Origin of the sequence: Haloferax larsenii, assembly GCF_024730625.1 — an archaeon.
GTDB lineage: Archaea > Halobacteriota > Halobacteria > Halobacteriales > Haloferacaceae > Haloferax > Haloferax larsenii.
The window spans coordinates 760403-782938 of record NZ_CP078063.1 but is presented as its reverse complement, the minus strand read 5'-3'; the positions used below and the strand labels follow the sequence as shown (position 1 = coordinate 782938).

Below are 22536 nucleotides of genomic sequence, written 5' to 3'. Positions count from 1 at the left end.
ACCCCCCTCCACGGCTGGCGATACGTCCGTCTGTCTGTGTCTGTGAGTCATGTCTGGTGAGTCCGTGAGAACCGGTTCGTTCCGAGGAGCGTCGCCGCGCCGACCGCGACGACGTTGAGTCCGGCGAGCAGGGCGAACCCGCTCGCGTACGTGCCCGTTGCGTCGCGCAGTGCGCCGGTAACCGCCGGAAGCACGAGCGCCGCGACGTTGCCCGCCGCGACGACGACTGCGATTGCGGCACCCTCGTGGACGGCGGCGTCGGCGGCGACCGAAAACACCGCCCCGAAGGGGACCGAGACGGCGAGCATCGCCGCCACGGGCAACAGCAGTGCGAGTGGTGAGGTGCCCAGTCCGGCGAGTCCCGCGAAGCAGGCCGCCGCGAGCGCCGTCGCTCCGGCGATGAACCACGGGTCGCCTATCGAGAACTGGAACACCGCCGCGCCGCCGGTCGCCCGCCCGACGGTGGCCGTCAGTAAGACCGCCACGTTGAGCGGGCCCGTAATTTGCAGGTCCGCGGCGTAGGCCGTGATGAACGTCGAGAGCGTGATGTACGAGGCGATGATGGCCACGTAGCACAGTGACGCCAGCGCCACCGCGAGGGTGAGCGTGGACGAGAAGGTACCGCGTGAGGTCCCCGATTTCGGGAGCGTGAGCGTGTCGTGGCGCTCCCGTGCGAGGACGACGAGTGCTGGAATCGCCAGCACCGCGCCGGGGCTGTGGAGCAATCCGCCGCTGAGGCTGTGGAGTAGCCCACTGCCGAATCCGTGGAGCAAGCCCGGCTCGACGAGCGCGGGTGCGACAGCGAAGCCGACCGCGCCGCCAAGCGTCAACATCCCGCCGTAGAGGCCCTGTTGCCGCGTCGCGGCCCGCCCCGAGTAGAGGCGGGCGATGTGGGTCGCGCCGACCGAGAGGACGAAGCCTCCCGCCAGCCCCCAAAGCGCGCGGAGCGCGAGCAGCGCGGCGAATCCCGACACCACGTCAAGCGCGAGTGCGAGCAGGGCGTGAGCCGCTGTCCCGTAGAGGAGCAGCCGCGTCGTCGCTCTCTGCGAGGTGAGGCGGCCCGCCGGAACCTGCACGAGGACGAACGCGGCGAGCGCCGCGCTCATCAGCAAGCCGATTTCCGTGAACCCGACACCGTAGGCGGCCATCAGCGCGTCGGGGACCGCGGCGTAGGCGAACACCACGTAGCCGACGCTGGCAACCGCGAGATGCGGCGTCAACCGAAGTGACCGAGTGGGTCGGGTCGTCATGTGTTAGTCCTCGTAGTCGTAGTGGTCGCGGGCGAATTCGGACGACACCTTGCCGAGCCGAAGGTCCCGAGCGATAGCCTCGGGGTCGCGCTCGTCGGGGTCGCCGTAGCCGCCCGCGCCGGGCGTTCGAACGCTCACGATTTGCCCGGGTTCGAGTACGTGCGTCGATTTCTCGGGCAGTTTCTCCTCGTCGCCGTCGATGAGGTAGGCCGCGCCGTTGCCGCCGGAGTCGCCGCCTGCGAGTCCGTACGGGGTGCTGCGGTGGCGCTCGGCGAGCAAGCTAAAGGTCGCGTGGTGGTCGCGGACCTGAATGTCCCGCCGGAGGCCGAGACCGCCGCGGAACTCGCCCGCTCCGCCCGAGTCCTGCCGGAGTTCGTAGCGCGTCACCCGAAGCGGGTAGGCCGTCTCCAGCACCTCGATGGGCGTGTTCATCGTGTTCGACATGTGGACGTGGACGCCGTCCATGCCGTCTTTGCCGGCGCGACCGCCGAAGCCGCCGCCCTGCGTCTCGTAGAAGGCATACGGCGAGTCGTCGCGCGGGTCGGTGCCGCCGAAGGTAATGTTGTTCATCGTGCCCTGCCCGGCCGCGACGACGCGCTCTGGCACCTCGTTCCCGAAGGCTCCGAGCACCACGTCCGTGACGCGCTGGGAGGTTTCGAGGTTCCCGCCGACGACGGCCGCGGGGAGCGTCGGATTGACGATGGTCCCCTCGGGCGCGTGGATGTCGATAGGCCGGTAACAGCCGTGATTCGGCGGGATATCCGGGTCGGTCACGCACCGAACCGCGTAGTAGGTCGCGCTCGCGGTGACCGCGAAGACGGCGTTTATCGGGCCGTCTGTCTGCGGCGCGGTGCCTTCGAAATCGACGTGGACCGAGTCGCCGTCGACCTCCAACTCCACGACGACGGGCAGGTTCTCGTTGCCCGCGCCGTCGTCGTCGAGCACGTCTTCGAACGAGTAGGTCCCGTCCGGCAGCGACTCGATTTCCGAGCGCATCCGGCGCTCGGAGTAGTCTTTAATCTCCGCGAGCGCTTCCGTGAGCGTCTCGACGCCGTACTTCTCGACCAGTTCGGTAAAGCGTCGTTTGCCGGTCTGGTTGGCGGCCTCCTGCGCTCGGAGGTCGCCGCGGCGTTCGTCCGGCGTCCGGACGTTCGACAGAATCATCTCCATGACCGGCTCGTTCACCTCGCCGCCGGCGAACAGCTTCACCGGCGGGATGCGAAGGCCCTCCTGGTAAATTTCGGTCGAGTCGGCGGCGACACTGCCCGCCCGCGACCCGCCGATGTCGGCGTGGTGGGCGCGGTTCGCCGCGTAGGCGACGATGTCGCCGTCGACGAAGATGGGCGTGACGAGCGTGAGGTCCGGGAGGTGTGCGCCCCCGCGGAAGGGGTCGTTGAGAATTATCGCATCGCCTTCTTCCAGCGTCTCGGGCGGGTAGCGGTCGATGGCCGCGGCCACCGAGAACGGCATCGCGCCGAGGTGGACGGGCATGTTCTCCGCCTGACTGATGAGTTCGGCGTCGGCGTCGAACATCGCACACGAGCAGTCGCGTCGTTCCTTGATGTTCGGCGAGTAGCCGGTGCGAATGAGGTTCGCGTTCATCTCCTCGGCGATGGCGATACAGGCGTTTCTGATGACTTCGAGCGTGACTGAATCGATACTCATTGGTTCACCTCCACGTGGAGACTGCCGAAGTCGTCGACCGACACCCGCTGGCCGGGGTGGATGACGACCGTACTCTCGACCCCGCTGACGACCGCGGGACCCTCGAACGAGGAGCCGATTGGCAGCGCGTCGCGGTCGTAAATCGGCGTCTCTGTGGGTTCGCCGTCGTAGACGACTTCGCGGGTGTCGGAGACAGCCGCCTCGACCGACCCACCCGTCTCCGCGGGTCTGAGGTCGGGCGTCTCGACCACGCCACGCGCCCGAAGCCGGATGGTGACGAGTTCGATTGGCTCTTCGGGGTAGGCGTGGCCGTAGCGCTGGCGGTGGCGCTCGTGGAAGCGCTCGGCAATCGTCTCCATCGCCGCCGCGTCGAGGTCGCCCTCGGGAACGGAGACGGAGAGTTCGAACGCCTGTCCCGCATAGCGCAGGTCCACGGTGCGCTCGAACTGCATCGCGTCCGCGTCGAGGTCCTCGGAGTCGAGGCGCTCGTGCCCCTCGGCGGCGAATTCGTCGAACTGGGAGTGCAGGTCCGCGGGCGACACGTCCGCCCACGGGCGCACCCGTGAAGTGCTGTAGTCGTAGAGGATGTCACTGATGAGCAACCCGAGCGCCGAGAGGACACCCGCCGTCCGGGGAACGATGACCTTCGGAATGTCGAGTTCTTCGGCGAGCTTGCAGGCGTGAAGCGGCCCTGCGCCGCCGAAGGCGACGAGACCGAACTCGCGGGGGTCGTAACCGCGTTCGACGGAGACGACCCGGAGCGCTCGCGCCATGTTGGCGTTGGCGACGTCGAGGATGCCCTGTGCGGCCTCCGTCACCGACATATCGAGCGGGTCGGCGATTTCCTCTTCGACGGTTCGGCGCACGTCTTCGAGTTCCACGTCGAGTTCCCCAGAGAGGAATGCGCCGGGGTCGATGCGGCCGAGAAGCAGGTTCGCGTCCGTGATGGTCGGGCGCTCGCCGCCGCGGCCGTAACAGATTGGGCCGGGGTCGGCACCCGCGGATTTCGGGCCGACGCGCAGCGCGCCACCGGCGTCAATCCACGCGATAGAGCCGCCGCCCGCCCCCACGGTGTGGATGTCGATGGTCGGAACCGACACCGGGTAGTCGCCGACTTCGGTATCGGTCGAGACCAGCGGCGTGCCGTCTTCGACGAGCGATACGTCGCAGGAGGTGCCGCCCATGTCCATCGTGATGAGGTTGGATTCGCCGGAGAGGCCGGAGACGTAGGTCGCGCCCTGTACGCCACCGGCAGGCCCCGAAAGCAGGGTGTTGACCGGGCGCTCGCGGGCGATGTCGGCGGTGATGATGCCGCCGTTCGACTGCATAATCTTCAGTTCCGCGCCGACGCCCTCGGCTTCGACCTTCGATTCGAGGTTGCCGATGTAGCGGTCCATCACCGGCTTGAGCGACCCGTTCAGCGCCGTGGTGAGGGTGCGCTCGTACTCGCGAATCTCGGGGAGGACCCCGCTCGAAAGCGAGTAGGTCGCGTCGAGACCTTCGTCGGCGAGGATGTCCCGAACGCGCTGTTCGTGGCTGTCGTCCTCGAAGGCGTACAGCAGACTGATGGCGACGCTGTCAACGTCGGCCTCGACGAGGTCGGCCGCGAGGTCGCGCACGTCCGCTTCGTCGAGTTCGGTGAGGACGTTCCCGCGCTCGTCGAGGCGTTCGCGCACCTCGTAGCGGCGGTCCCGTTCGACGACGGGCGTCGGCTTTTCGACCTGGAAGTCGTAGATGTCGGGCCGTGCCTGTCGGCCGATTTCGAGCACGTCGCGGAAGCCCTCGGTGGTGACGAGGGCGGTGTCGGCCCACTCGCCTTCGAGAACGGCGTTGGTGGCGACGGTCGTCCCGTGGGCGAGAAAGCCGATTTCCGAGGGGTCGAAGTCGTCGCGCTCGCTGACCTTTGTGAGGCCGTTGATGACGCCTTCGTCCGGATTCGACGGGGTCGATGGCGTCTTCGAGACGTTCACCGTCCCGTCGTGGATGGTGACGATGTCGGTGAACGTCCCGCCGATATCCACGCCGACCCGGCGCTCCTCACTCATAGGACCTCCGTACCGGTCGTGAGCGGGGGTCTCGCGACGGTGGGTGGTGGGACCTCCGCGACAGTCGTGACTGGGCTGTGTTGCGTACGTCGGAAAGATGGAACATGTGTGTTAGACGAGTTCGTCTGCCGGAATCGTGTCCTTGTTCGCGAACGTCCCGTCTTCGACTTGGACGATGACCATGTCACTCGCCACGTCCCCGTTGTCGTCGTAGTTGACGTTGCCGCTGGGACCGCTGTAGTCGACGTCCGTGCCGGCACCGATTTTCTCCGCGCCAGCGCCGAACTCGGTGTAGCCGACGGCCTCTCCGGGTGAGTTCGAGACCTCGCGCATCGCTTTCTTGACCTCGGCGGCGTCGGTGGTTCCGGCCTTCTCGACGGCGAGCGCGTACGAGACGAGCGCGTCGTAGGAGTTCCACGAGTAGGGGTCGAACACCTGTGCGTCGGGGTAGGCCTCTTGGTAGTCGGAGACGAACGACTCGGTCGCGCCGCCGCTCGGTGGCTTGGTCCGGACGCCGTACATGTCGTTCATGACCTCCGCGCCGACGTTCGAGATAACGTCTTCCGAGAGGAGACTAGTGTGTAGCACCCAGTTGCCGCCGTAGCCCTCTTCGGCCCACTGGCTGAGCATGGTGGTCCCGCTTTCGGGGTAGCCCGCAAACGCGACGAATCCGGGGTCGTCCTCGAACGCCTTCGCGAGGACTTGCTGGTAGGACGACTGGCCGGATTCGTACCCGACCGTGGTCGTGGTCGTCCCCGAGAACGACGATTCGAACGTATCGGCCAGCGCCTCGCCGAAGTCGTTGTTGATGAAGATGACCGACGCCTTTTCGACGCCTTGGTCTTCGATAATTCTCGCCATCACCTTGGCGACGAAGCGGTCGTTCGTCCGCGTCCGGAACACGAGGTCGTCGTCGTCGAGCGTGCTGATGCTCGGTGACGAGGACGCCGAGGTGATGTGCAGGACTTCGTTCGGGATTGTGACCGACTTCGCGATGGAAATTGTGACGCCCGAGGAGACCGCGCCGATGACCGCGCTCACGCCGTTGGTGTCGACGAGCTTGTTCGCCGCGTTCACACCCTGCGTCGAGTCGGTCCCCGAGTCCTCGTCGTGGAGTTTGAGTTCTCGTCCAAGGGGACCGCCCGCCGCGTTGATGTCCTTTTGCGCCATCCGCAGCGCGTTCATCATCGGACCGCCGAAGTCCGAGAGGTCGCCGCTGAACGGGATGACTACGCCAACGTCGACCGGTTCGGAACTGGACTCGTCGCCGTCACCGCCGCTTTCGGTGGTGTCGCCGCCGGAGTCACCGCCACCGCCTCCGTCGCTTCCGCCGGTGTTTCCGCCTTCTTGAACGTCTTCTTGTCCGATACATCCCGCCAGCCCAGCGACGCCCGCCATTCCAGCGAGCCGCATGAACCGCCGCCGTCTGAGTGCGTCTTGGAATCTGTCACCCTCTGACATACCAAAGGCTCTGTAAGGTGGGCCTATATAGTCTATTGTTACCGTGTCTCATGGCGTGTGTGCGCCGTATGAGGTGGTGTCGGCCGCGTATGAAATGTTATGAACGAGTATGAAGAATGAATAAATAGTCGGCGTTACTTGGGTGTCTCGGTCATCAGCACCTTCGTAAGTCCCTCTTCGATATCGACGGTGAAGGGGAGATTGACGACGCTCCGTTCGATAAACCGAGTCATAAACCACCGGAGTTGCTCGGACGGGTAGACGACGTGGTAGGTGTTCTCCTCGCTCCGGCGGACTGTGAGGAACCCACAGAGCGAGAGCCACTCCAGTAGCTCACCGAGTGAGTCGAACTCGCCGTCGTACTCGTGGGCGTGGTAGTCCGATACTTGGTCGGCACCTTCGAGGAACTCCGGGTCGGGTTTGCCGTCTTCACCCTCGACGAAGTCGAGAAAGCAGTGCAGGAAGTCGATGTCGAGGAGGACGTGTTCGCCCCCCGAGAGCATCTCGTGGTAATCTTGCAGATTCGCGCTGGTGTCGGTGGTCGCCGCCTGAAAGTTCGCGGCGTAGAACGCGAGCGCCCGGCGAACCATCTCGCTTTGCCCGACGCCGGTGCGGCTCGTCAGGTCTTCGAGCGCCGCCCGAGCGTCGGCGTCGAGTGAGACCGTCACCCTGTCGTGTGACATACGGTATCAGTGGGGACTCTGGTTGGTATAGTTCACGCAATCACTCTCCGAGTTGAAATTTTTGCCACCGAGGCGGATTCGGGGACTGACACCGCCTGACTGTCACTCGCTGTGTCGTCCATTTGGAACGACGACCCCGGCTTCGGCGGCGGCGTCTCGAACTGCTGGTGGGAAGAACTCGGACGCGTATCCGCCTTCGTCTCCGCGCGGAACTCGGTTGCCGCAGATGTCGATTCGGGTGCAGTGGGAACGCTCGTCGCTATCCGTACAGAGCCAGTACTGAAACAGCCGACCCGAGTCGTCGCGGCCGACGAGTTGGACGCCTGTTGTGTCGGCCTCGGCACCGACCGGTTGCGTGTTCACGATTCGGAGGTCTCCTGCGGGTGAGACGAGCCGCGAACCGCAACGCGGACAGCGCCCGTCGTGTGGTTCGTCGCCGACGTACCAGTACGAGTGCCCGCAGTCGTAACACGAATGCGGCGCGTCGGTGAGGGTGGCCCATCGGTCGCTCATCCAATTTGTCCTTCGTTCGCAAGCCCCCTCAGTCCTCGCTTGGAGTATTCCGAGCGTCGGTGCTCCGCAGCGTACGCTGCCGACAACAAGTTGGAATATTCCAACCAAGGCTATAGGGGTGGAGACGTAAACTGCAGGGACATGCGCGAGTTCGTCTTTACTATCGAATACGAGGAGGGCGTCGACGAGTTGATGGACCTCTTCATCGAGAATCCGGGGTTGCACTCGAAGACGATGGCCATCCACGCGACCAGCGAGTCGATGTGGCGCCTCGACCGGCTTACGGGACCGACTGACGTCCTCGAACAGTTCGACGACATCACCGAATACGTCACTCACTGCGACGGCGTCAAGGGAATGTGTGGTGCGCCGGTCGTCGAGTGGGATTTCGAAGTCCTCTCTCGCACTCCCGACAAGCGAATCGTCTACTCCTTCCGCGAGGAGGGCGACGGCGTCCACTCGATTCCGCACATCGCGGCGAAGCACATCGGCGATGGCCTTCTGATGCAAGCCGAGCGTCGGGGCAACCAGTATCAGTGGCGACTCCTCATCGACGACGACGACACCGTCGGCGAGATTTACGAGGAGGTCCACGACGCGCTGAGCGACGACCTCTCGCTTAGCGTCCAGCGCATCAGCGAACCCGAGTGCTGGCTCGAGGCGGGCGTCGGTTCGGACGGCCTCCCGCCGGAGCAACAGGCCGCCCTCGAAGCGGCGGTCGAATACGGGTACTACGAGACGCCGCGACGCCACACCGTCCAAGAGATTTCGAACGAACTCGACGTGCCGAACTCGACGCTCCAGTACCGCCTGACGCGCGCCGAGGCGTGGCTAGCCCAGCAGTTCGTCTCCGACGCGCTCGGGACCGAAGTCGAAGACCGCATCGACCCCGCCGAACTCGAACTCAGTGCCTAGTCGCTCTCCACCCCTGAATTGGTACATTCCAAACGAGGTGTCATCGGCTCTAATCTCCTCTAGGGAAGTGTGGCAAAGGACACATTCAGCGACATCACCGGCTTGCCGGACGACCTCGGAATCGAAGACGACCTCGCCCGGTCGAACCAGCGCGCCTCGATTCGCGTCGACACCCGCCGGTACGGGAAGCCCGTCACTATCGTCGCCGGACTCGACCTCCCGGCGGACGAACTCGCGTCGCTCGCGTCGACGCTAAAACGTCACCTCGCGGTCGGCGGAACGGTTTCGGACGACGGCGCTATCGAACTTCAAGGAGAACACGGACCGCGCCTCGAAGCCGCTCTCCGCGACGAAGGGTTCGACGTCGAGACCTAAGCACTCGCCCGTAGCTTAGTCGGGAAGCGGCGGCCACGTCGGTGCGACCGTCTCTTCGACGAGTTGCGTTTGCGCTCGCCTGAGTCGCTCGGACGCCGACGAGGGAGAGATACCGAGTTCCGAAGCGATTTCTTCGAGCGACGTTCGGCGCGGGATTTCGAAGTAGCCGCGTTCGTAGGCGATTCGAAGCGCCTCCTGTTGGCAGTCGGTCATCCCGTTTCCGGGTGACTCAGACTCGCCGTCGCGCGTGAGACGACACAGTCGAAACCCGGCGTTCCGCCGCCAGAACGACGAGAACGCGCCGAACTCCTCGCGGTCGGCGAACCATCCGGTCTGCTTCCACCCATCTTTCTGGACTTCGATTCGCTCGATGATGGCCTCGGCTCTGGCGAGCGCTTCGAGTTCGCCGAGGTCGTCGATAGCGTCTCCGAGTTGTGCTTCGAAACTGAGGGCTGGCCGCGCCTGATAGCGTCGCGTCGCTCCGGCCGTCCCGACGAGCGACCACTCCGCGACGTCGTGGGCATCGTCGAACGCCTGTTCGACGGCCTCTTTCGTCCCGTCGGTCGCGGTGACGATGAACATCGGACGCGGGCCGTGGTTGAACTGGAGTTGGAGGACCACCGTCGCTTCAGGTACCGCCGCGGCGACCCCAGTGAGCGGGAGTGCATCGCAGTAAATCTCGAACTCGGCGACGAGTCCCATGGACTCCGGTCCGTCTCGATAGCCATGGACGTGTCGAAGCGGAATCGCGGCGCACTCCCCCGATATTCTCGCCACCAGTTAAACGGCCGTACCACTGAGAGAACGGCTTAGCCGGGGTGCGCTCCAACACGGAGTGCAATGCAGACATCACACTTATTCGACGAAACCGAGGTTGCGTACGAACGACACGGCGACGGACAACCGATGCTGTTACTCCACGGGGGAATGGCTCCCACGGAGTACTGGCACCCAGTCCTCCCGCATCTCGACGACTACGCCGCGGTCGTCCCCCAGCGACCGGGCTTCGGCACCTGCCTCGACGACCCCGACGAGACGAGTGCTGCCGACGTACTGGCGCGAGAGGTCGACTACGTCCGGGCACTCGCCGACGCCGTCGATGGCGAACCAATCCTGTTCGGGCACTCTTTCGGCGCGCTGACGGCTATCGAGGCAGCCAGCGAGATGGACGTCGAGGCGGTCGTCGCCTACGAACCGGCGATTCTTCCCGAGGGCTTCCGACGCGAGGCCGACCTCGCCGACCGAATGGCGGAGTTAGTCGAGGCGGGTCGCCCCGAAGAGGCTATCAAACGCTACATCGAGATGGTGCTCCACCCGGGCGGCATCGACGACCTCGACGCGTGGCTCGACGACTGGCCGGTGTGGCCCCAGTGTGTCGGTCTCGTCGAGGAGGTCATTCGAATGAATCGCGCCGTCGAACAGTACCGACTCCCCGACCGACTCGACGTGGACGCCCCGGTTCTCGTTCTCTCTGGGACCGGCGGCCCGGACTTCCTCCGCGAGAGTGCCCGCAATGTCCACGAGGTACTTCCCCGGAGTCGGCTCGTCGAGTTCGACGGCGTCAGCCACAGTGGCCCCAGTGAGAGACCGGAACGCGTCGTCGCGGCAGTCGATTCCTTCCTCACGACGTAGCCCGGCAGACTGTCCAGTTGGAATGTCCCAAACGAGATTCCAATAGCCAGACGCCGGAACGAACAGGTACCTCAATGTCCGAGACGAAGCGAATCAGTTGGCGTTCCGCGGGGAGTCGTGTCGAGTCGTCCGCAAACAGCGAGTCACGCGACGTCGAGCGAACGCGAGACGAGTCGGCGATGGACGACGACGACCTCGTCTACGACGAACAGCACGGCGAGTGGGTCGACCCCGAGACGGGCGAAGTCGTCCGCGAGGGCGCCGTCGACCGCGGTCCCGAGTGGCGCGCGTTCGACGCCGCAGAGCGCGACCAGAAATCCCGCGTCGGGTCGCCGACGACGAACCTGATGCACGACAACGGGCTGTCGACCAACATCGGCTGGCAGAACCGCGACGCATACGGGAACTCCCTGTCGTCGCGGCAGCGCCAGAAGATGCAGCGACTGCGCACGTGGAACGAGCGCTATCGCACCCGCGACTCGAAAGAGCGGAATCTCAAGCAAGCACTCGGCGAAGTCGAGCGCATGGGTTCGGCCCTCGGTCTCCCGGACACCGTCCGCGAGACTGCGTCGGTCATCTACCGCCGCGCACTCGATGACGGCCTGCTTCCGGGTCGCTCTATCGAGGGCGTCGCCACGGCGGCCATCTACGCCGCCGCCCGACAGGTCGGCGTTCCGCGGTCCCTCGACGAAGTCCGGCACGTCTCCCGCGTCGACAAATTGGAACTCACGCGAACCTACCGCTACATCTCTCGTGAACTGGGACTCGACATTCGGCCGGCGGACCCGGCGCAGTACCTCCCGCGGTTCGTCTCCGAACTCGGCGTCGACGATGCAGTCGAGCGATACGCCCGGACGCTCCTCCAGACGGCGAAACGAGAGAGCATCCACAGCGGAAAGAGCCCGGTCGGACTCGCCGCCGCGGCCATCTACGCCGGTGCGCTCATCGCCGACGAAGAACTGACCCAAAGCGAAGTCAGCGAGGCGACCGACATCAGCGAGGTGACGATTCGAAAGCGCTACCGCGAACTGCTCGACGCGACCGGCGAAGACGGCTTACACAGCATGCGGGCGGGCGCGACGGCGTAACGTCTCTTCTCTCGGACCCAATTCGGCGGTCGCGTTCCGTTTCCCGGACTCGACAGACGAGTCTTCGATTGACCTCACTGCGTTTCACGAGTTCGGCTCGATGGGAGTTAGGAGTCACACTGGCAGCGCGAGCGCCCCAGACCGACTCGACAGCTCAGTAGCGTTCGAACACACGCCGCGGTCTCGCCTCCTCGATACCCGAAGTACAGTGCTACTGCGAGGAGAATCCCTGCATACACTCCGCTGAATACGACGGCAACCTGGGCTGGATGCTCGGCGGGGACCACCAGCCATCCCAGTACGACCAGTCCCCAGAGCGCGAGTCCTTGTCGAGCGGCTTGTCGCCACCCCTGACTCTGTGACGGTGTCGATTCCGCGTCTGCTCGGGCGTGAGACTCACTCGTTCGAACGTGTTCGGATGTCACTGTTCGTGTTCAAAAACGAGTGAGGCCTCCTTGCAAACTCGGTTGGTATGTCCCAATCCCAACTGTCACGGCGCGCGTTCCCCGTCGTCCCCAGCGACGGCGTCAGTCCCTTCCCCGAACAGAGCCGAACTACCCGGTCATCTTCGAGTGAATCGGCACGCTCGCCAGACCGACCCCCTTCGATTCACTCGACACTGCCAGTTTCCCGTGCCAGTCGTCGCCCTCGCGAGTGACGTGCAGCGAGACCGGCTTCGACGCCCCGCGCCGCCGGTAGAGGTCGAGTATGACCGGGAGGACCGGCAGCCGACCTTCCCGTTCCGAGAGCGCGTACTCGCCGAAGGTGATTTCGACCGACTTCGTGCCGTCCTCTGGGTTCGGCGACCACTGCGAGCAGGTGTACGAGCCGATGAGCCCGAGTCGCTGCATCTCGTCTAACGTCGCTTCGACCGAGCCATCTGCGCCGGGTCGGGAGGGAAGACGTTCCGAGGCGCGGGCGAGTACCGCGGCCTGCTCGGACGACTCCAGCCGGTAGTGCAACTCCGTTGCCATGCTTTCGAGCAGTCGCAGACAGAGTTCGTCGGGACTCGACGTCGTCTCCGCGAGTTCGAAGTAGGCGTCCATGACCGCCGTCTCGACGGCCCGGTGCCCGGTATCGCTGAGCGCTTCGAACACCGAGGAGGCGACGCGGTGGCAGAACTCGATGCGTTCGGTTTGCTGTCCGCCGTCAGCCTCGGTTTCGAAGACCGGTGCCCCACGTTCCTGTTCGGTTCCGGTTCCCCACGCCCCGCTGGGTCGAGCCGACGCCATGCGGGCATCGTCGCTTTGCGACACAATCAGGTCGTAGTACGGCACGCGGGGGTCGTATCGCCGGAGTGCGGACCGGTACTGCGTCGCGGCCCGAACGGCGTTTTCGGCGGTCGTTCGGTCCTCGAAGGTGAGTCCGGTAGTCGGAACGGGCTGTTCACCTGTCCGCCCGCAGACGATGACGTAGCTGCCGTCGTCCGTGGCGAGTTCTTCGATGTGGTTCCGAATTTCGACGAGTGTTGTTCCAAACATTGGATGGGGGACAGTAGGGTTCTTGGTGTGCGTTGCTGGCGGTGTTCGGCTCGCGTTACAGGTCTCCGTTGACGATGTCTGCGACGCGCTGGCGGTCGAACAACTGTTCTGCTTCGGGAATCTCCGGGTACGGCTCTCCGGGCGAGTAGCCTGGCCACTCGCCGAACTGCTCGGGATAGAGCTGTTTCGCGGTCAGTTCGAGTTGGAACAGGTTCGTGAGTGGGCCCTGGAAGCGGACGCCACCGGCGAAGAAACGGTCGTTCTGAATCGCAGAGAGTTGGCTGCCGACCGGGTCGTTTGCGACCTCCTCGCGGATGTCGTCGATGTAGTAGCCCGGCGACATACCCCAGAGATGCAGGATGACGTCGGGGTCGGTTTCGAGCATGGTCTCGTAGTCGAACATGCCCCACGTACCCTCCCACTCGACGTCGGCGAAGGCGTCGGTCGCACCGAGCGGTCGCGTGTCCGCGTGCCAGAATCCCGGCGCGTTCAGCTTGTACGCATAGAACGTACCGTTGATGAGCGTGACCCGAGCAGCCGTCGGACGCTCCGATTCGGGCGGGAGCGACGATTCGATGTCGCGCAGCATGTCGTCGTAGACCGCCCGCAGCGCCTCGTAGCGCTCCTGTTCTTGGTAGACTGCGGCGACCTTCTCGAACAGGTCCCAGAGAGAGTAATACTGGTAGTCGTCGGCGTAGGCCGAGACGGGCTCGTCGTGGAGTCCGCTGTGGTAGTTCCCGAACCACGGGGCGACGTTTTCGGCAATTTCCGCAACGTCGTCGGTGTTCCACTTGTCCTGGTTTTTGACGACGTACGACGGGTCGATGAAGTGAACGTCGCTGTCGAGTTCGTACAGCATCTCCTTGTCGACGCCGTTCGAAAGCGGGTCCGGAAGGCCCTCCCACTCTAGCGAAACGCCGTCGAGCCGGCTGTAGAACGTGTCCAGTGCCGGGCCTGCGAAGCTGGGTGCGTAGAGCGAATTGACGGTGTCTGCCTTACCCAGTGCGACGGCCATGTCCGCGTAGTGGGAGAAGATGACCATCGCATCCTCGGGTGGTGACTCGAACTCCACGTCACCCACAGGAGACATCGACACCGAGTACCCCGACTCCGGTTCGGCGGTTTCCGTCACCGTCTCGGGCTGGCTCGTCGTCGCGGCCGTTTCGGACGTCTCTGTCTCGGTCGAATCGCCGTCGCCGCTCGCTGTGCAGCCAGCGAGCAACCCGCTACCAACGACACCAGCATATGCCAGATACTCGCGGCGCGTCGGGCCGCTCTCACCTGCATTTTCTCTCTGCATATTGTTTAGGCTAACCTAAACCAATTTACCTTCTTCGATTTTTAGGCAGACCAAAATAGTGTGGGTTGCGCGATTCAGTCTCGAATGGATGCGTCTGCCCGATGTGTTGTGGATTGATTCACGCCCTTCTCCTCGGTGTCGTTCACTCGTCGAGGTCTGGCCCGTCGGTCGTTTCGAGCAGGTCCGTGTCCAATTCGACCGCGTCTCGGTCTTCTCCGAACTGGACGGCGAATATCGTCCGGAGGACGACCACGAGGTTGTTCTTCGTCCCGCGGCCCCAGATTGCGACCTCGATGGTCTCCGTGTCGTCGACCGGACGCTCGACGCTCACGAGTGTGACTTCGTCGTTGACGAGCAGCAAGCGGGAGACGTGTGAATCCGTCCACGCCCAGAGCGTTTCGACCACACCCGTCTCTGACGGGACGGTCTCCACGTCTTCGGTCTCGTCCGCAACGCTGACGAGATGAACGTCTGCACCACGGTTTTCGGCAGCGGTGAGCGACTCGACGATGTCAGTCGACAACAGTGAGGCGTCGGTCATGAACACGATTTCGGCGTTCGCGTCGGCGACGAACTCAGCGATACGTCGGTCGATGTTCTCCGTTCCGGTGACCGTCCAGACGCCAATCTGTTCGGTCATCGTTCCCGTGGGATTCAGCCGTTCCAACGTCGTCGAAAGCTCCTCGGTCAGGTCTTCGTACTTCACCTCGAACTTCCGGACCGTCGTCTCGCGGGAGACGGGAATGAACTGCTTCGGCGTCCCGTAGCGGATGTCCACCAGCCCCATCTCGTGGAGTGACTCCACCGCGTCGTACACCCGCGACCGAGGGACTTCGACCGTGTCGCTTACTTCTTTCGCGCTCCCTCGGCCGAGTCGAAGCAAGCCAACGAACGTGCGGGCCTCGTACTCGGTCAGAGAGAGTTCTGTCATAAGCTCGATTGCCCTATCTTCCGTTCGCTCTCGGTCGAAGGAAACCATGAGAATAGTAGGAGTCATCGGATATTCAAAACAGTTGGACTAAATTAAACGAGAGTTGCTTAATACGTATAGATTCGTGAAAATCTGGCACTTGAGACCAAAACACAGTGTTGTTTTGATCTGAGTTCTAGTGTTTCTTTATCTATCTGACGTTCGTTGAGACGTGCATGAGTACGATCGGGTCTGCCGAGCGCTCTCCTGCATCTACCGACGAGCTATTCGATATCCTCGGCGACCACCGTCGCCGAGCAATCATCGCCGAACTCGGCTCCCAAACTAGTCCAGTCACTCTCTTCGGCCTCGCGGGAGCGCTTTCGCAGCGCGACCCATCGCACCGCGGTCTCGTCGACGAGGAACTCGTCGTCGTGCTGCACCACGTCCACCTCCCGAAACTCGACAGGGCGGGACTCGTCGAATACGACCCTTCGCTTCAACTCGTGACGTTCGAGTCTTCTATCTCGGATGTCGGAGAGTCGGTATCGGACGTCGAATCCGAACTCGACGCGATGCGTGACGCGCTGGCGTGAGTCGGAGAACGCCGCCGAGACGGTCTGGAAGAGCGGCTACAGACGCTCGACGAACGTGTCGAACGCGCCGCTTTCTGCGTGAACGTGGCAGTAGGTACCGAGCGTCTGGTACTCGAAGAGGCCGTCTGAACTGTCCTGAATGCCGCTTCCTCTGACGACGTCGAAGGCGAACCGCGCGTCCGAGTCGACGTCTGCACTGGAGTAGTGGAACTCGTGGCCGCGGAGTCGACCACTCTGACTCGCGGTGAGCGTGTCCGTCTTCGCCTGCAGTTCCACGTGGTCGAGCGCCTGATAGCGGTCGCACATCGTCACGGACGCCGGGAGTACGCCGGCCATCTCGTAGGTTTCGTCGTCAGTCGTCAGCGACTCGGTGAGCGCCATCAGTCCGCCGCACTCGCCAAATACGGGCAGGCCGCCGGCGGCGCGGGTGGCGATGTCGTCGAGTGCGGGGCTCTGTTCCAGCTCGGGGCCGTGGAGTTCCGGATAGCCGCCGGGGAGGTAGACGCCGTCGCACTCTGGAAGTGGGTCGCCCGCGACGGGCGAGAACGTCACCACGTCGGCCCGCTCTCGGAGGCGTTCGACACTCGCTGGGTAGGCGAAGCAGAACGCTTCGTCGCGGGCGAGTGCGACCCGTGCGCCGGTCTTTTCGGGCGGCTCCTCGGAGGCTGGTTGCGGCGGCGCTCGCGCGGCATCGACCAACTGCTCGGGCCGAAGGAACTCGGCAGCCTCCGACAGCGCCTCCTCGTCCAGTGGCGACTCGTCGCCCATGTGAAGCCCCAGATGTCGGTCCGGAATTTCGAGGTTCGACCGCGGCGGAATGCGACCGAAGTAGTCGATACCCGGCGGAAGGGCGTCTTTGATTCCGTCTTCGTGACGGCCGCCGTGTGCTCGCTGGGCGACGATTCCGGCGACGTCGATGTCGCGGCCGGCGTGCTCGGCGTATTCACGGAAGCCGTGTGCAGTGGCCGCGACGCTTTCCATCCCGGCTTTGGCATCGACGACCAACACGACTGGGATGTCGAGTGCTTCGGCGACCATCGCGGTGCTGGAGCCATCGCCGTCGTACAGCCCCATCACGCCCTCGACGACGCAGATGTCTCCCTCGCCGCGGTAGTAGTTCCGGCGGACGCCGTCGTCGCCTTCGAGCCACAGGTCGAGCGTCCGCGACGGTCGTCCGGCGACCTGCTCGTGGTGACTCGGGTCGATGAAGTCGGGTCCGGCCTTCGCGGGCTGGACACTGTACCCTGCGTCTTGGAGCGCCTTCACGATAGCCAGCGTCGCGACTGTCTTTCCGACGCCGGAACTCGTGCCGCCGAGGACGAACCCCTTCATGCTCGTTCTTCCTCCGCGATAGGCGCGCGAACCGCAAGTACGGACAGGTCCGAGTACGGCGTCGATTCGGGACCGCTCCCGCCTGCGGACTCACTGAGTTCGCCGAGCGTGGTTCGCGTGATGTGTTCGCCGTCGTGGGTCAGTCGTTCGAGGACGAGCGCTTCCAGCGACTCGTCAGCACCGGAGTCGAGCAGGAACTCGGCGATGTCGCCCGGCATCAGGTCGAACGGCCGCGGCAACACGAGGAGGTGTCGCTCGCCGACGACTTCGGCCAGTCGGTCGAGGTCGGCATCGAGCGACCCGCTCTTGTGGAGCGTGACGAATCGGGTGTCCTCCATCGGCGTTCGCGCGCGACTCGCGGCGATTTGGAGCGAGGAGATACCCGGAATCGCCTTCACGGGTCGCTCGACGACCTGCTGGACCTTCCCGAGGAACTGATAGCCCGAGTGGTTCGGGTCGCCCATCAGCACCGCGGTCCCGCGCTCACCGGCCGCGACGCGCTCGGCGAACTCGCTCAGGGCTTCGGCTTCGTCGGCGTAGCCGCAGGTGAGCAGGTCGGCGTCGGTCTCGTCGGCGACGAACTCGACGACCGTCTGGAAGCCGACGACGACATCCGCTTCCTGAATGGCTCGCAGGCCACGCGGCGTCAGATACTCCAGGTTCCCGGGTCCGATGCCGACGCCGTAGACCGGATTGTCAGCCTCCTCGATGGGTGGTTCGGGTTCGGCAGCCGCAAACGTCGCTGGGTCCGGTCCCGAATCGAGGTCGTACGGGTCGTCCTCACTCTCGTACGAGTCGTCCTCACTCATGAGCGGTCAGGTCCACCTCGCCGTCACGTGCGTCGCTTGCGACGTGAATCAGTTCGTTCGTCAGGGCCGCCGCGAGGCCGCTTCCCCCTCGCTTTCCGACGTTCGTCACGGCGGGGATGTCGTACTCGTCGGCAATCTCGCGGATGCGCTTGCGGCTCTCCTCGGCTTTGACGAAGCCGACGGGGGTGGCGACGATGGCCGCCGGTCGAGTCCCGTCTTCGATGCAGTCGCAGAGCGCCAACGCGGCGGTCGGTGCGTTGCCGACGACCGCAATCGCGCCCTCGTAGACGCCCTGTTTGTCGAGTTCGAGCACCGCGGCCGCGGTCCGGGTCATGCCCGTTTTGGCGGCGAGTTCGGCACCGTTGCCGATGGCCTTCTGCACCGGGCAGTCGTGGCCGCGGCCGGTGATTCCGGCTTTCGCCATCGTGATGTCTGTCACGATTGGCTGTTCGTCGAGGACGGCACGCGCGCCAGCGACGACCGGGTTGTTCTGACAGCGAATGAGATGCTGGAACTCGATGTCGCCGGTCGAGTGGACCGCCTTCTGCCGCAGTCGGTCGTTCAGCGTCTCGTCGGGGACGAACGTCCGGACGATGTCCATGCTCGTCTCCGCGATATCCATCGCTTCCTGCGTCGTTGCACCGAGGTCCGCGTAGGCTTCTTTTTCAGTCATTGGTCTGCGTCACCGCGTTGGTCGTGTTCGCTTCGAGGTCGCCCTCGACGGAGAGGTTGATGTCCTGTAGCTGTTCTTTCACGTCGGCGTCGGCGTCCCAGAGACCGCGGTCGATGGCCTCGATGAACGTCTCGGTGATGCTTTCGAGCGCCCACGGGTTCACGTCGCGCATCCACTCCTGTCGGTCCTCGTCGAAGGCGTAGGCCTCGGCGAGGCTCTCCCAGAGGGTGTCGCTGACGACGCCGGTCGTCGCGTCCCAACCGAGCGCGACATCGACCGTCGTCGAGAGGTCGCCCGCGCCCTTGTAGCCGTGTTCTTCCATGCTGTCGAGCCAATCGGGGTTGAGGACGCGCGCCCGCATCGTCTTGCGGACCTTCTCCTCGTTGGTGTAGATTTGCGGGTTGTCCGGGTCGCTGGAGTCGCCGACGTACGAGGTCGGGTCGCTGCCGGAAATCTCGCCGACGGCGGAGACGAACCCGCCGTGGAAGGCGTACCAGTCCGACGAGTCGAACTCGTCTTGCTCGGCGGTGTCTTCGATTTTCACCGTCGCTTCCACCCCGCTCAGGCGTCGTTCGAACGCTTCGTGGGCTTCGGTCACGCGGCCGCGACTCCCGAGAGCGTAGCCGCCCCATTGGACGTACACGTCCGCGAGGTCGCTTCTGTCGTCCCAGTTGCCTTCGTCGACCGCCTTGTTCGTCCCCGCGCCGTACCCGCCGGGCGTGGTCGTGAAGACGCGATGCTTGGCCAGTTTCTCGGCCTCGTCCGCGTCGAAGCCATCGTCTTCCAACTCCTCGGCTTCCTCCTCGACGTGCTTCTTGACGTAGTTCATCTCGTGCGGTTCGTCGAGTTCGACGACCGCGTCCACGGCGTCGTTGATGACGCTCGCGGCCTGCGGGAAGGCGTCGCGGAAGAGTCCCGAAACGCGGGTCGTCACGTCGATTCGCGGGCGACCGAGTTCGTCGAGCGGAATCGGCTCCACATCGTCGATGCGGCCCGCGTCGGTCCAGACCGGTTCGACGCCCATGAACGCGAGCACCTGTGCGATGGTCTCGCCGCGGGTTCGAACCGTCGGCGTCCCCCACGCGACGACGCCGAACTCTTCTGGATACTCGTCGTGGTCGTCGTGGTGGCGTTCGAGCACGCCGTCAGCGACGCGACTGCCCACTTCCCACGCCGGTTTGGCGGGCACCTTCCGGGGGTCGAGCGTGTAGAAGTTCCGGCCTGTCGGGAGCAAGTCCACGCCGCCACGAGTCGGTGCGCCGGAGCCGCCCGGTTGGACGTATTCGCCGTCGAGCGCGTTCGCAGTCTGCGGAATTTCGTCTTCCGCGGCGGCGATTCGCGGGGCGGCCTCCTCGCAGATGAACGCCAACACCTCGCGGAGGTCGTCGTGCGCGCCGCGCTTCGCTCGCGCGTCGCCGAGTTGGTCGATATCGACCACGAGCAGGTTCATGTTCACCTCGTCGTCGGTGTCGGCGTCGACCTCCGATTCGGGCACGTCGAAGTCGTGTTCCGCGAGGGTTTCGACCAGTTCGACACACTGGTCGTAGACGTGGTCGGCCGCCTCCGAGAGGTACATCCCGAGGTCCTCGTCGTAGGTCCCCGGTTCGTCTCGCATCTGGTCGTAATCGACGCCCATGACGCCCGCGACGCTCGCCCGGAGACTCGGCGTGTCGGCGTTCGGCAGTCGCGTGAGGGCGACGAGGTACTCCACGAGACGGTCGTTCTCCGGGGGTTCGCTCATCGTGTGCAGCCCCAGCCGAATCTGGGTCGTCTTCACGTCGGTCAGGTACTCGTGGATGCGCTCGACGAGGTCGTCGAAGTCGTCTTTTGCACCGATATCGTCGGCGTCATCGAACCCGAGTTCGACCGCGAGGTCCAGTTCGTCGACCGCTTCCACGACGAGTTCGCGGAGGTGGTCGCCGCGGTCGGGTCGCGCCTCGTCCATGCCCGCCTCGCGGTACTCGCGGGCGAGTTCTTCGAGGTCGGCGAGGTCGTCGTAGGTGCCTGCGGTCCGCATGACGGGCGTCAGGTAATCGACGATGGCCGCGTACGAGCGGCGCTTGGCCTGCGTCCCCTCGCCGGGGTTGTTGATGATGTACGGGTAGACGTTCGGGAGGTCGCCGACCAACTGGTCCGGGGCGCTCTCGCCGTTCAGGCCGACCGTCTTGCCGGGCAGCCATTCGAGACTCCCGTGGGTGCCGAGGTGGACGACGGCGTCGGCCTCGAACTCGTTTCGAAGCCAGCCGTAGAACGCGAGGTAGTCGTGGGGTGGCTGAAGGTCCGAATCGTGGTACACCTTCGAGGGGTCCATTCCGAAGCCGCGCGGCGGTTGGACCGTCACGAGGACGTTCTCGAACTCGACGCCCGGAATGGCGAAGGGTCGCTCCGGCGGTTCGCCCCACTCTTCGACGAGGTTGTCTTGGAAGCGCTCGTCGGTCTCCTCGAACCACTCGCCGTACTGGTCGGGAGAAACCACGTCGACACTCAGGTCCCGAACGTCCTCGGGCGCGACCCAGCGGTCGTCGAGAGTGAGTTGCGACGTGAGTTCCTCGATGAGCGCCTGCCCATCGGTCGGCACGTCACCCACGGAATAGCCGCGCTCCCGCAGTTCGGACAGGAGATTGACCGTACTCGCCGGGCTGTCCATCCCGAAGGCCGTGCCGATGCCGTCGTCGCTCGGCGGGTAGTTGTGGAGGACGACGGCGACGTTCTTCTCGTCGTTCGAGAGGTGTCGAAGGTTCGCCCAGTTGACTGCGAGTCGGGCGACGTGGTCGACGCGGTCCTCGATAGGGAAGTGCTGTTTCGGCGCGCTACCGACGCCCGCCTCGTCTTCCATTCGCTCCTTTCCGCTAATCGGGTGGGTGATGACGTTGCCGTCGAACTCCGGCAGGGCGACCGACAGCGCGAGTTCGAAGCCCATCACGCCGGTGTCGCTGGCTTCGTACCGCGAGCGCGACCGCATCGTCGTCATCGCCTGCAACACGGGGACGCCGAGTTCCGTGAGGAACACGTCTTCAGCGCCGTCGCCTTCGTCGGACGCGCTTCGGCCGCGCTCGCTCATCGACAGCGAGAACATGAACGAACTGACGACGGCATCGACGAGCGGGCCATCGTCGTCGGAGAACCAGTTTCGCGCGACCCACTCGGCGTTCTCCTGTCCATCCTCGTCGGTGGCGGGGTTACAGAACGCCGGGAGGACGTTGGCGCCGAGCGATTCCAGTCGTTCGACCATCGCGTCGACGTACCGGGTGTTCGCGTGCGTCCAGTGGGACTCGTAGAACCACAGACCAATCGTCGGCTTGTCGTCGTCGTGAGTGTCGAGTAGTTCCTCGTACTCGACGCCAGGGTAGTCCGGGTGGTAGACGCCTTCAGTCGGCAGTTCGACCGGGTCGTCTGGTGCCGCGTCGAAGTCGTCGTACTCGGTGGCGAGGAACCGACAGAGGTTCTCGATGTTCACCACACCGCCGCGTTCGAGGTAGTCGTAGGCTCGGTCGCGGTCTTCCTCGGCGACGGTCGTATCCTGGAGGGCGAAGGCGTCGCCGGTCGATTTGACGACGAGTGGGACGCCCGCCTCGGCCAGTCGCTCGACGGCGTGGTCGTAGCCGGGCATGCTGTCTTCGGACCCGTGCAACCAGAGCACGACCGCCGTCGCCGACTCGACTTCGTCGACGAACGCGTCCACGTCGGTCACGTCGTCGAGGTCGCTCGAAGACCGGACGACGAGGTCGAGTCCGTCCAGTCGCTGGGCGGCCTGTTGGACCGCACCCAACTCGTTTTCGGTCGCCGTGTACAAGCCGATTGTTGGCAT

Annotated in this window: 19 protein-coding genes; 5 read left to right on the top strand and 14 right to left on the bottom strand. The window is 64.7% G+C overall.

From position 1 onward, the window contains the following. Positions 1-47 precede the first annotated feature (47 nt). The 6 genes from KU306_RS04080 to KU306_RS04055 form a co-directional block, all read right to left on the bottom strand. Positions 48-1250, bottom strand: a complete 1203-nt coding sequence (locus tag KU306_RS04080) for an MFS transporter (RefSeq protein WP_258302962.1) — start codon at positions 1248-1250, stop codon at positions 48-50. Positions 1251-1253: 3 nt separating this feature from the next. Beyond that, positions 1254-2915 (bottom strand): hydantoinase B/oxoprolinase family protein, encoded by a 1662-nt coding sequence (locus KU306_RS04075; protein ID WP_258302961.1) that lies wholly within the window; start codon positions 2913-2915, stop codon positions 1254-1256. Next, the gene (locus KU306_RS04070) at positions 2912-4960 is read right to left on the bottom strand and encodes a hydantoinase/oxoprolinase family protein (RefSeq protein WP_258302960.1); all 2049 of its coding nucleotides are present in this window, start codon (positions 4958-4960) and stop codon (positions 2912-2914) included. The genes KU306_RS04075 and KU306_RS04070 overlap by 4 nt, the downstream gene beginning before the upstream one ends. A 111-nt stretch (positions 4961-5071) precedes the next feature. Beyond that, positions 5072-6421 (bottom strand): ABC transporter substrate-binding protein, encoded by a 1350-nt coding sequence (locus KU306_RS04065; protein ID WP_241429814.1) that lies wholly within the window; start codon positions 6419-6421, stop codon positions 5072-5074. A 134-nt stretch (positions 6422-6555) separates the two neighbouring features. Further along, positions 6556-7104 carry a ribbon-helix-helix protein, CopG family gene (locus tag KU306_RS04060; protein ID WP_258302959.1) on the bottom strand — a complete coding sequence of 183 codons (549 nt, stop codon included), beginning with the start codon at positions 7102-7104 and terminating at the stop codon, positions 6556-6558. Between the two features lie 102 nt (positions 7105-7206). Then, positions 7207-7617: a hypothetical protein gene (locus tag KU306_RS04055; protein ID WP_258302958.1), complete on the bottom strand. Its 411-nt coding sequence runs from the start codon at positions 7615-7617 to the stop codon at positions 7207-7209. Between the two features lie 141 nt (positions 7618-7758). Here KU306_RS04055 and KU306_RS04050 point away from each other — a divergent pair, with 141 nt between their 5' ends. Both KU306_RS04050 and KU306_RS04045 read left to right on the top strand, forming a co-directional pair. Continuing rightward, on the top strand, positions 7759-8532 hold the full coding sequence (locus KU306_RS04050) for a helix-turn-helix domain-containing protein (protein ID WP_007540758.1): 774 nt from the start codon (positions 7759-7761) through the stop codon (positions 8530-8532). A 69-nt stretch (positions 8533-8601) separates the two neighbouring features. Next, a complete protein-coding gene (locus KU306_RS04045) occupies positions 8602-8907 on the top strand; it encodes an SUI1 family translation initiation factor (protein WP_007540760.1) in 306 nt (101 codons plus the stop codon). A 15-nt stretch (positions 8908-8922) separates the two neighbouring features. On the opposite strand, the gene KU306_RS04040 is transcribed toward KU306_RS04045, so the two are convergent. Further along, positions 8923-9609 carry a helix-turn-helix domain-containing protein gene (locus KU306_RS04040; protein ID WP_258302957.1) on the bottom strand — a complete coding sequence of 229 codons (687 nt, stop codon included), beginning with the start codon at positions 9607-9609 and terminating at the stop codon, positions 8923-8925. A gap of 138 nt (positions 9610-9747) precedes the next feature. Here KU306_RS04040 and KU306_RS04035 point away from each other — a divergent pair, with 138 nt between their 5' ends. Both KU306_RS04035 and KU306_RS04030 read left to right on the top strand, forming a co-directional pair. Then, a complete protein-coding gene (locus tag KU306_RS04035) occupies positions 9748-10539 on the top strand; it encodes an alpha/beta fold hydrolase (RefSeq protein WP_258302956.1) in 792 nt (263 codons plus the stop codon). Between the two features lie 179 nt (positions 10540-10718). Continuing rightward, positions 10719-11627, top strand: coding sequence for a transcription initiation factor IIB (locus tag KU306_RS04030; RefSeq protein WP_241429816.1), 909 nt, complete (start codon positions 10719-10721; stop codon positions 11625-11627). A gap of 554 nt (positions 11628-12181) precedes the next feature. Here KU306_RS04030 and KU306_RS04025 read toward each other — a convergent pair. From KU306_RS04025 to KU306_RS04015, 3 genes are all read right to left on the bottom strand, one after another. After that, on the bottom strand, positions 12182-13108 hold the full coding sequence (locus tag KU306_RS04025) for a DUF7551 domain-containing protein (protein ID WP_007540768.1): 927 nt from the start codon (positions 13106-13108) through the stop codon (positions 12182-12184). Between the two features lie 55 nt (positions 13109-13163). Next, entirely contained in the window at positions 13164-14408 is a 1245-nt protein-coding gene (locus tag KU306_RS04020) for an ABC transporter substrate-binding protein (protein WP_258302955.1), read from the bottom strand. Positions 14409-14550: 142 nt separating this feature from the next. Then, positions 14551-15387, bottom strand: a complete 837-nt coding sequence (locus KU306_RS04015; protein ID WP_258302954.1) for a TrmB family transcriptional regulator — start codon at positions 15385-15387, stop codon at positions 14551-14553. A gap of 167 nt (positions 15388-15554) precedes the next feature. On the opposite strand from KU306_RS04015, the gene KU306_RS04010 reads away from it, so the two are divergent. Next, a complete protein-coding gene (locus KU306_RS04010) occupies positions 15555-15914 on the top strand; it encodes a DUF7344 domain-containing protein (protein ID WP_007540776.1) in 360 nt (119 codons plus the stop codon). A 36-nt stretch (positions 15915-15950) separates the two neighbouring features. Here the strand turns inward: KU306_RS04010 and KU306_RS04005 are convergent, their stop codons facing one another. The 4 genes from KU306_RS04005 to cobN are packed head-to-tail and all read right to left on the bottom strand — an operon-like array spanning position 15951 to position 22536. Beyond that, on the bottom strand, positions 15951-17246 hold the full coding sequence (locus KU306_RS04005; RefSeq protein WP_258302953.1) for a cobyrinic acid a,c-diamide synthase: 1296 nt from the start codon (positions 17244-17246) through the stop codon (positions 15951-15953). Beyond that, a complete protein-coding gene (locus tag KU306_RS04000; RefSeq protein ID WP_007540795.1) occupies positions 17243-18055 on the bottom strand; it encodes a cobalt-precorrin-7 (C(5))-methyltransferase in 813 nt (270 codons plus the stop codon). Before KU306_RS04000 ends, KU306_RS04005 begins: the two co-directional genes overlap by 4 nt. After that, positions 18048-18728 carry a precorrin-8X methylmutase gene (locus KU306_RS03995; protein ID WP_258302952.1) on the bottom strand — a complete coding sequence of 227 codons (681 nt, stop codon included), beginning with the start codon at positions 18726-18728 and terminating at the stop codon, positions 18048-18050. The genes KU306_RS04000 and KU306_RS03995 overlap by 8 nt, the downstream gene beginning before the upstream one ends. Continuing rightward, complete coding sequence (gene cobN / locus KU306_RS03990) at positions 18721-22536, bottom strand: cobaltochelatase subunit CobN (RefSeq protein ID WP_258302951.1); 3816 nt, start codon at positions 22534-22536, stop codon at positions 18721-18723. Before cobN ends, KU306_RS03995 begins: the two co-directional genes overlap by 8 nt.